General features: G+C 68.2%; 9 protein-coding genes and 2 pseudogenes. 8 read left to right on the plus strand and 3 right to left on the minus strand.

The annotated features are described in order from the left end of the window. Positions 1 to 287: pseudogene (locus tag ACWELQ_RS30685) on the plus strand (alcohol dehydrogenase); the annotation flags it as partial. Between the two features lie 165 nt (positions 288 to 452). Beyond that, positions 453 to 1,259 (plus strand): annotated as a pseudogene (locus tag ACWELQ_RS30690) (ParA family protein); the annotation flags it as partial. Here ACWELQ_RS30690 and ACWELQ_RS30695 read toward each other — a convergent pair. Then, positions 1,232 to 1,753 carry a hypothetical protein gene (locus ACWELQ_RS30695; RefSeq protein WP_452400519.1) on the minus strand — a complete coding sequence of 174 codons (522 nt, stop codon included), beginning with the start codon at positions 1,751 to 1,753 and terminating at the stop codon, positions 1,232 to 1,234. The pseudogene ACWELQ_RS30690 and the gene ACWELQ_RS30695 sit on opposite strands and share 28 nt — an antisense overlap. Positions 1,754 to 1,865: 112 nt before the next feature. Here ACWELQ_RS30695 and ACWELQ_RS30700 point away from each other — a divergent pair, with 112 nt between their 5' ends. The 5 genes from ACWELQ_RS30700 to ACWELQ_RS30720 all read left to right on the plus strand — a co-directional run bounded on the left by ACWELQ_RS30700 (position 1,866) and on the right by ACWELQ_RS30720 (position 5,959). Further along, positions 1,866 to 2,630: an ATP-binding cassette domain-containing protein gene (locus tag ACWELQ_RS30700; RefSeq protein ID WP_452400520.1), complete on the plus strand. Its 765-nt coding sequence runs from the start codon at positions 1,866 to 1,868 to the stop codon at positions 2,628 to 2,630. Beyond that, positions 2,627 to 3,622, plus strand: a complete 996-nt coding sequence (locus ACWELQ_RS30705) for an ABC transporter permease (RefSeq protein ID WP_452400521.1) — start codon at positions 2,627 to 2,629, stop codon at positions 3,620 to 3,622. The genes ACWELQ_RS30700 and ACWELQ_RS30705 overlap by 4 nt, the downstream gene beginning before the upstream one ends. A 28-nt stretch (positions 3,623 to 3,650) precedes the next feature. Then, on the plus strand, positions 3,651 to 4,628 hold the full coding sequence (locus ACWELQ_RS30710) for an ABC transporter substrate-binding protein (protein ID WP_452400522.1): 978 nt from the start codon (positions 3,651 to 3,653) through the stop codon (positions 4,626 to 4,628). 46 nt (positions 4,629 to 4,674) lie between these two features. Continuing rightward, on the plus strand, positions 4,675 to 5,040 hold the full coding sequence (locus ACWELQ_RS30715; RefSeq protein ID WP_452400523.1) for a hypothetical protein: 366 nt from the start codon (positions 4,675 to 4,677) through the stop codon (positions 5,038 to 5,040). Between the two features lie 82 nt (positions 5,041 to 5,122). Beyond that, entirely contained in the window at positions 5,123 to 5,959 is an 837-nt protein-coding gene (locus tag ACWELQ_RS30720; RefSeq protein WP_452400524.1) for a SecDF P1 head subdomain-containing protein, read from the plus strand. A 14-nt stretch (positions 5,960 to 5,973) separates the two neighbouring features. Here the strand turns inward: ACWELQ_RS30720 and ACWELQ_RS30725 are convergent, their stop codons facing one another. Next, positions 5,974 to 6,939 carry an NAD(P)/FAD-dependent oxidoreductase gene (locus tag ACWELQ_RS30725; protein ID WP_452400525.1) on the minus strand — a complete coding sequence of 322 codons (966 nt, stop codon included), beginning with the start codon at positions 6,937 to 6,939 and terminating at the stop codon, positions 5,974 to 5,976. Between the two features lie 82 nt (positions 6,940 to 7,021). Here ACWELQ_RS30725 and ACWELQ_RS30730 point away from each other — a divergent pair, with 82 nt between their 5' ends. Further along, positions 7,022 to 7,606 (plus strand): helix-turn-helix domain-containing protein, encoded by a 585-nt coding sequence (locus tag ACWELQ_RS30730; protein ID WP_452400526.1) that lies wholly within the window; start codon positions 7,022 to 7,024, stop codon positions 7,604 to 7,606. A 22-nt stretch (positions 7,607 to 7,628) separates the two neighbouring features. Here the strand turns inward: ACWELQ_RS30730 and ACWELQ_RS30735 are convergent. Continuing rightward, on the minus strand, positions 7,629 to 8,003 hold a 375-nt coding region (locus ACWELQ_RS30735; protein WP_452400527.1), incomplete at its 5' end, for a dihydrofolate reductase family protein.

Consider the following 8,003-nt stretch of genomic DNA (forward strand, 5'->3'; position numbering starts at 1 on the left):
TGATGCTGACGATGCCTTTCAATTCTCTAATTCAGGTGCTGGCCGCGCCGTTCGACGACGAGACGATCATTCCGGTGGTCGGCCAGTTCCGCCGTATCGCGGTCAATTTCGGGCACGGACCGTACGAGAACGCCTACGACATCACCTTGCAGCGGCTCGCCGACGGCGACATCGACGCCGAGGCACTCATCACCGGCCGGGTCGGCCTCGACGGCGTGGCCGACGCCTTCACCGCACTCCGCCACCCCGACCAGCACGTCAAGATCATCGTCATCCCCGGCGAGTAGTGATCGAGTGGCACACCCCGGAGGGGATTTGTCCGAATCGACCGCCAGGGTGTGCCACTCGGCGAATTTTTCCGTGAGACAGGACTCAGGGGCTGGGTTCGGGGGAAACGGCGCACCGCGGGTTAGGGTGGCTAAATGTTGGCTAATAATCCAGGTGGGGCTACGGGGCAGGCCCGGGTGATTGCGTTGTGCAATCAGAAGGGCGGGGTGGGTAAGACCACTTCGACGGTCAATCTGGGTGCCGCGCTTGCCGAGTTGGGGCTGAAGGTGCTGCTGGTGGATCTCGATCCGCAAGGGGCGCTGTCGGCGGCGCTCGGGGTGGCGCACCATACGCTCGAACTGACGGTGTACGACCTACTCGGGCGCAATGCGCCGCCGATCGATGATGTGCTGATCAAGACCGGGGTGGCGAATCTGCATCTGCTGCCCAGCAATATCGACCTCTCGGCCGCGGAGATCCAGTTGGTCAACGAGGTCGGACGCGAGCACTCGCTGCGGCGGGTGCTCGATCCCATTCGGGACCGCTACGACTACATCCTCATCGACTGCCAGCCGTCGCTGAGCCTGCTCACCGTGAACGCGCTCGCCTGCGCGGACGGTGTGATCGTGCCGATGGAATGCGAATACTTCTCGCTGCGCGGGCTGGCGCTGCTCAACGACACCATGGACAAGGTGCGCGAGCGGCTCAATCCGGGGCTCGAACTGTCAGGCATCGTGGTCACCATGTACGACCCGCGACTGCTGCATTCGCGGCAGGTGCGCGATCGGGTCGCCGAATCCTTCGGTGAGCTGCTCTACGAGACGGTGATCTCGCGGACGGTGCGGTTCCCCGATTCGACCATCGCCGGGGAACCGCTCACCAAGTGGGATCCGAAATCTCGTGGCGCGGAGCAGTATCGGGAACTGGCGCAGGAATTCCTGCGGCGCTCCGATCAGCCCGGCAGTCAGTTGATGATGTCGTCGATGCAGTAGCTCTGCGCCGCCGCACGCAGGGTGAAGGTGACGATCGTGGTCATGGTGGTCGAATTCGTCACCGGGACCGTCACTTCCGCGCCGCCGTCGCCGGTGCGCCGCGCGGCCATCCGATCGTTGTCGAAGGAGATTGTGCCGGTGAGCTTTCCGGGGTTGTTCGCCAACACCGAACCGGCGCAGACCAGGGGATATCGCCCCTCGGTGTCGTCGGGCTGCAATGGCTGACCGACCCAGCGCGAGAGATAGCGGCGAACCGTATAGCGCGCATCGTCTTCGGTGAAGGCGGGTGCGGCCGGTGCCTGCGCGACGGCTTGCGGCGAAGTCGCCGTCACCGCCTGCGAGGTGGTGCCTAGCGTATCCAGCGATCCCACCGGCGGAGTCGCGCTCCGCTCGGCGGCGGGAGCGGTGTGCGGGCTCGTGGCGCAGCCCGCGACGGCGACGCACAGGGCGGCGGCCGACAGCAGCCGCGGTACACGAAATCCGGGTCGGGTCACCGCGCCAACGATAGCCGTGTTCGCGATATCGGCCCGGCACAGGGAGATCGAACGTAGGCTCGTTGAGCGGACCGGACGTCCGCTTCAGTCGATGTCGCCGAGGTGATCGCCGATGCCTGCCGTGGTACTCGAAGCCGAAGGGCTCGAGAAGCGCTATGGCGGCGTGGAGGCGTTGCGCGGGGCCAGCTTTCAGGTCGGGCCCGGCGAAGTGGTGGCGCTCATCGGGGACAATGGGGCGGGCAAATCCACGCTGGTCAAATGCCTTTCCGGGGCCGAGCAGCCCGACGGCGGGCGAATCCTGATGGACGGCAATCCGGTTCGGATGGCCTCGCCGACCGCGGCGCGGCGGCTCGGGGTGGAGACGGTGTACCAGGATCTCGCCGTGGCTCCCGATCTGGATCCGGCCGCCAATCTTTTTCTCGGACGCGAACTTCTGCGCGCGGGCGTGCTGGGCAAGCTCGGCATGCTGGACCGCAAGTCGATGAGAAGCCAGGCCGCCGAGCACTTTCGACGCCTCGGCGTGGTGCTGCCGCGCGACGACGTGCCGATCGGATCGCTGTCGGGCGGGCAGCGGCAGACGGTCGCGGTGGCGCGGGCGGTCCTGTGGGCCAGCAAGGTCGTGTTCATGGACGAGCCCACCGCCGCGCTCGGCGTCGTGCAGCGCGAGCGGGTGCTGGATGTCGTTCGGCGGGTGCGGGATCAGGGCATCGCGGTGGTGTTGATCAGCCACAATATGCCGGAGGTGCTGGCGGTCGCCGATCGCATCGAGGTGTTGCGGCTGGGGCGGCGGGTGGCGCGGTTCACCGCGGCCGACGCCACGCTCGCGCAGCTGGTGGGCGCCATGACCGGCGCGCTGACCACCGAGGACGAGTCGTGAACGCGGCGCTGCGGCGGATGGCCGCGACCAGCACGTTCTGGATCGGGTGCGTGCTGGTGGTGCTGTATTTCGCGTTCAGCATCGCGCGGCCCGACGCCTTCCCCACTCGATTCACCTTGCAGACCTTGCTGATCGAGACTTCGGTGCTGCTGGTGCTGTCGGTCGGCATGACGTTCGTGATCATCACCGCCGGGATCGATCTGTCGGTCGGGATGGTGCTGATCTTCTCCGGGGTGCTCGCGGCCAAGACCATGGAATGGCTCAGCCCCGGCGAGGACGCCACGCACGCCGGATGGGGCGTCATCCTGCTCGGGCTGCTGATATCGCTTGCGGGCGGGGCGCTCTGGGGGCTGGTCAACGGATATCTGGTGGCCAAGGCCAAGATTCCGCCGCTCATCGTGACGCTGGGCTCGTTCGGCGCGGCGCTGGGCGCGGCGCAGTTGATCACCGGCGGGGTCGACACCCGCACGGTGCCCGGAAAGCTGCGCGACTCACTGGGTTTCGGCACGCTGCTGGGCGGGATTCCCGATCTGGTGCTGGTGGCGGTGCTGGTCACGGTCTTCGGGGCCTGGCTGCTGCACACCACCCGGTTCGGGCGCTACACCTTTGCGATCGGCTCCAGCGCGGAGGCCGCGCGGCGCGCCGGCATCGGGGTCACGCGACATCTGATCCTCGTCTACCTGATGGCCGGAATGCTGTCCGGCCTGGCCGGTTTCATGAATCTCGCCTACTTCGGCACCACCACCATCGCCGGGCACGGCACCGACAATCTCGACGCCATCGCGGGCGTGGTGATCGGCGGCACCAGCCTCTTCGGCGGGGTCGGGTCGGTGCTGGGCACCGTGATCGGGGTGTTCATCCCGTCGGTGTTGCGCAAGGGCTTCGTCATCGCGGGGGTGCCGGTGTTCTGGCAGCCCATCGCGGTGAGCGTCGTGCTCGTGGCGGCCGTGTGGTTCGACCAGATCCGCAGGCGGTCCCGGGACCGGAAATAACACAACGCAGTTCGAAGGTGAGGGCCTGATGATGAGGACAGGACGCGCGGCGATACTGGCCGCCGTGGCCGTGGCGGTGGCCGGGCTGGTGGCGGGATGCGGTGGCTCGGTGAGCAATTCGGGCAAGACCGACGCCAAGAAGCTGGTGCTCATCCCAGGTGTCGCCAACGAACCCTTCTACATCTCCATGCAGTGCGGCGCGCAGGACGAGGCGAAGAAACTCGGCTACACGCTGGATACGCAGGCCCCCACCCAATTCGACGCCTCGCTGCAGACGCCCATCGTCACCGGTGTGATCGCGAGCAAGCCCGGCGCGATCCTCATCGCGCCCACCCACGCGCAGGCCATGGCCAGTCCGATCAAGCAGGCCAAGGACGCGGGCATCAAGGTCATCGAGGTGGATACCGCGCTCGAGGACACCACGATCGCGCTGTCGTCGATCTCCTCCGACAATGTCAAGGGCGGCGAACTGGCGGCCCAGACCCTGTCGAAACTGGTGGGCGACAAGGGATCCGTGCTGGTGATCAACACCAAGGCCGGTACCTCCACCACCGATCAGCGCGCCCAGGGCTTCGAGGACGAACTGAAGAAGAACCATCCCGGCATGACCCCACTCGGCGTGCAGTACAACAACAATGAGGCCGCCCAGGCCGCCTCCATCGTCACCGCCACCCTGGCCGCCCACCCCGACCTCGCCGGCATCTTCGCCACCAACCTCAGCTCCGCCGAGGGCGCGGCCACCGGCCTGCGCAACGCCGGCAAGCTCGGCCAGGTGAAGGTCGTCGGCTTCGACGCCAGCCCCAAGCAGGTCCAGGACCTGAAAGACGGCACGGTCCAGGCCCTGATCGCCCAAAACCCCGGCGACATAGGCAAACAGGGCGTAGACCAAGCCGCCGCCGCCCTCGACAGCAAGCCCGTCACCCGCACCATCCAAACCACCATGATCGCCATCACCCAGGACAACGTGTCCACCAACGATCAATACTTCTATAAGTCGAAATGCTGACGGTCATCCGAAACCCGGTGTCCGCCACGAGATCCAGGAGTTACCCATGTTCCGCAAAATTGCCGCCACCACTCTCATCGCCGCAGCTCTGACCGCCGCGGGCACCGGCCTCGCCGCCGCGGCGACCCCCGACACCGAGCCCGTGGCCACCCCGGTTGTCGCGGTCACCCCGGTGGCCGCGGGCCAGACCCAAGCCCTTCCCGGCGGCCAGATCGGCGGCGTCGTGGGCGGCGTCGCGGGTGCCGCGGTCGGCATCGTCATCGGTGGAGCCATCGGTTGCGTAGTAGCCGCCCCCGTCTGCCCGGTCAGCGTCCTGATCGGCGCGGGCATCGGTGGTGCGGCCGGAGCCGCCATCGGTGCTCCCCTCGGCGCGGGCATCGGCAGCGCCCTCGGAGCCCAGATCCCCGGCTGACGCCGAGGCCGCCGACTCGGTCCGGCGGCCAGGCACGGGCGTGACTATCATCGCGGAATCACTCGCCACGAAGGGTTCCGGAATGAGGTTGTCGAGATCTGTTGGCCGCCGGGGGCGGGCGGCGGCCATCGGGTTCGCGGTCGCGGTGGCGGCCGCCGCCTGTGGCGGTCAGGCCGCATCGGGGACGGCGGTCGCGTTCCTCGGGCGGAATTTCGACGGCGGGATTCCGTCGGCGGGGACGATGGATCAGGCTCGGCAGACGGTGCAGAAGCGCGCCGAGGGGCTGGGGCTCGGCAAGACCTCGGTGAGCATCGACACCGACATGATGACGATCGTGGTGGCCGGTGACGATGGGAGCGTGGCGCGGCTGCTCGCGAAGACCGGGCGGGTGCTGCTGCGACCGGTGGTGTCGAGCAAGCCTTTTCAGGTGGCCGCCCAGCGGATCGTGCCGGGCCGCGACGCCCGGCAGAGCAATGATCCGGCCGTGCAGGCCGCCACCATGGCCGGAATCGATTGCCGCTTGACCGATCCGCTGCGGGGCGGGGACGACGCCACGCTGCCACTGGTGACCTGCGCCAACACCGGGGACACCGTGTATCTGCTGGGGCCCGCGGTCGTGGACGGCCGGGAGATCTCGGATGCCAAGGGCGCGATGGACACCCGCACGGCCCGCTACGGGGTGACCATCACATTCACCGAGACCGGGACGCGGCAGTTCGCGCAGTACACCGCGGCGAATATCGGCAAGCAGTTCGCCTTCGCCGTCGATTCCCAGGTGGTGTCGGCGCCGGTGATCCAGAGCGCCGCCTATGGCGATCAGAGTCAGATCGTCGGGAACTTCACCAAGGACGCCGCGGACAATCTCGCGGCCGCCCTGCGCTACGGCGCGCTCCCGACGATCCTGACTCCACAGGGTTAGTTCACGCCCGCGAGCTAGACCTTCGCCAGTGCGCGCTGCACCTCGACCGCCTGGCGGGTCTCCTCGGCCACCAGATCCGCGTTGATCTGGGCCCCGGCCATGGCCCCGGCGGCCGCCGCGGCACCCACCTGGGCGGACAGGTCGGTGACATTGCCCGCGGCCCAGACGCCGGGGATCTCGGTGCGGCCCATCGCGTCGGCGGAAATGTATTCGCCTGCGCCGGTGGGGTGTTCGGTCGGCCGCAAGCCCAGGTCGGCGAGGAATCCGGCACGGGCCACCATGCGCGTCGGCGCGGCCAGCACGCCCCGCGCGACCACGGTGCCGTCGGTCAGCCGGACACCGGTGAGCCGATCGTCGTTCACCTCGACCGCCGCGATCTCGCCGTCCACGACCCGAATTCCCCTGGCCGCCAACTGTTCCGCCTCCTCCTCGGTGGGCGGGGTGTTGGTGTGAGCGAAGTAGACCACGTCGGAGCTCCACTGCCGGAACAACAGCGCCAGGTGAATACCCATGGGCCCCAAGCCGAGTACGCCGATGGCCTCGTCGCGCACCTCCCAGCCGTGGCAGTACGGGCAGTGGATGACATCGTTGCCGAAGCGCTCGCGCAGACCGGGGATGGCGGGCAGTTCGTCGACCAGGCCGGTGGTGACCAGCAGGCGGCGGGCCCGCGTCGACCGGCCGTCGCTCAGGGTGACGACGAATTCCTCTCCGTCCCGGGCGATTCCGCTCACCTCGCCGGAGACGACGGCACCGCCGTACTGCCGCACCTCCTCGCGTCCGCGCGCCAGCAGGTCCGCCGGGGCCACGCCTTCCCGCGCGAACAACCCGTGCACCGCGTGCGCGGGCGCGTTGCGCGGGCTGCCCGCGTCGATCACCGCCACCGAGCGCCGCGCCCGGCCCAGCATCAGTCCTCCGTTCAGTCCCGCGGCACCGCCGCCGACCACCACCACGTCATAGCTGCTGTTCAGCTCATCGGTCATTGATGACCACCTCCTGGCTTCGACCATGCCGCCACTTCGGCCAGACTGGCAACCTTGTTTGCCGATATGGCAAACTCGGGTCATGACCTCCGACCTCGACCGCGCCCTGGACGGAGTGGGCCTGCGGCTACGTGAACTGCGCAAACAACGCGAAACCACGCTCGCGGAGCTGTCCGCGGAAACCGGCATCTCGGTCAGCACCCTGTCCCGGCTGGAGTCGGGCGCGCGCCGCCCGACCCTCGAGCAGCTGCTCCCCCTGGCCCGCGCCCACCAGGTCACCCTCGACGAACTGGTGGACGCCCCGCAAACCGGCGACCCGCGCGTGCACATGCGCCCGATCACCCGCCACGGCATGCAGATGCTGCCGCTGACCCGGCGCGTCGGCGGCATCCAAGCCTTCAAGATCATCCTCCCGCCGCGCTCCGGCCGCACCGAACCGACGCCGCAGACCCACGAGGGCTACGAATGGCTCTACGTCCTCAACGGCCGATTGCGCTTCGTGCTCGGCGCTCACGACCTGATCCTCGAGCCCGGCGAAGCCGCCGAATTCGACACCCGCGAACCGCACTGGTTCGGCTCGGCCGACGACGAGCCGGTCGAATTCCTCAGCCTCTTCGGCAAACAGGGTGAGCGCGCCCATTTCCGGGCGCGCCCACGCGGCGACTGACATCCAGGGTCCGGTTACCCGGTCACTGCCCGATTTCGTACACCAGGCTCAACCTCCCCTCGGGCAACTGCTCGACTTTGTTCAGCGACATGGCATGTCGAGCCGAGGACGAGAACAACGCCTTGCCCTCCCCCGCGATCAGGGGATAGACGATCAGGCGCAGCTCGTCGACCAGGCCCGCGTCGAGGGCGGCGGCAACGATCGTCGGGCCGCCGATCAGGTAGATGTCCTTGCCCGGTTCACGTTTCATCGCCGCCACCGCGTCCAGGTCCGCGAGGATGCGGGCGTTCGGCCACGCCACCGACTCCAGCGTCCTCGACACCACGTAGTGGTTGGTCCGCGCCGCGAACTCGGACCACTCGACATCCGCCGCCGTCGCCCGCTCACCGTGTGCCCT

This window comes from Nocardia sp. NPDC004722 (genome assembly GCF_053601505.1).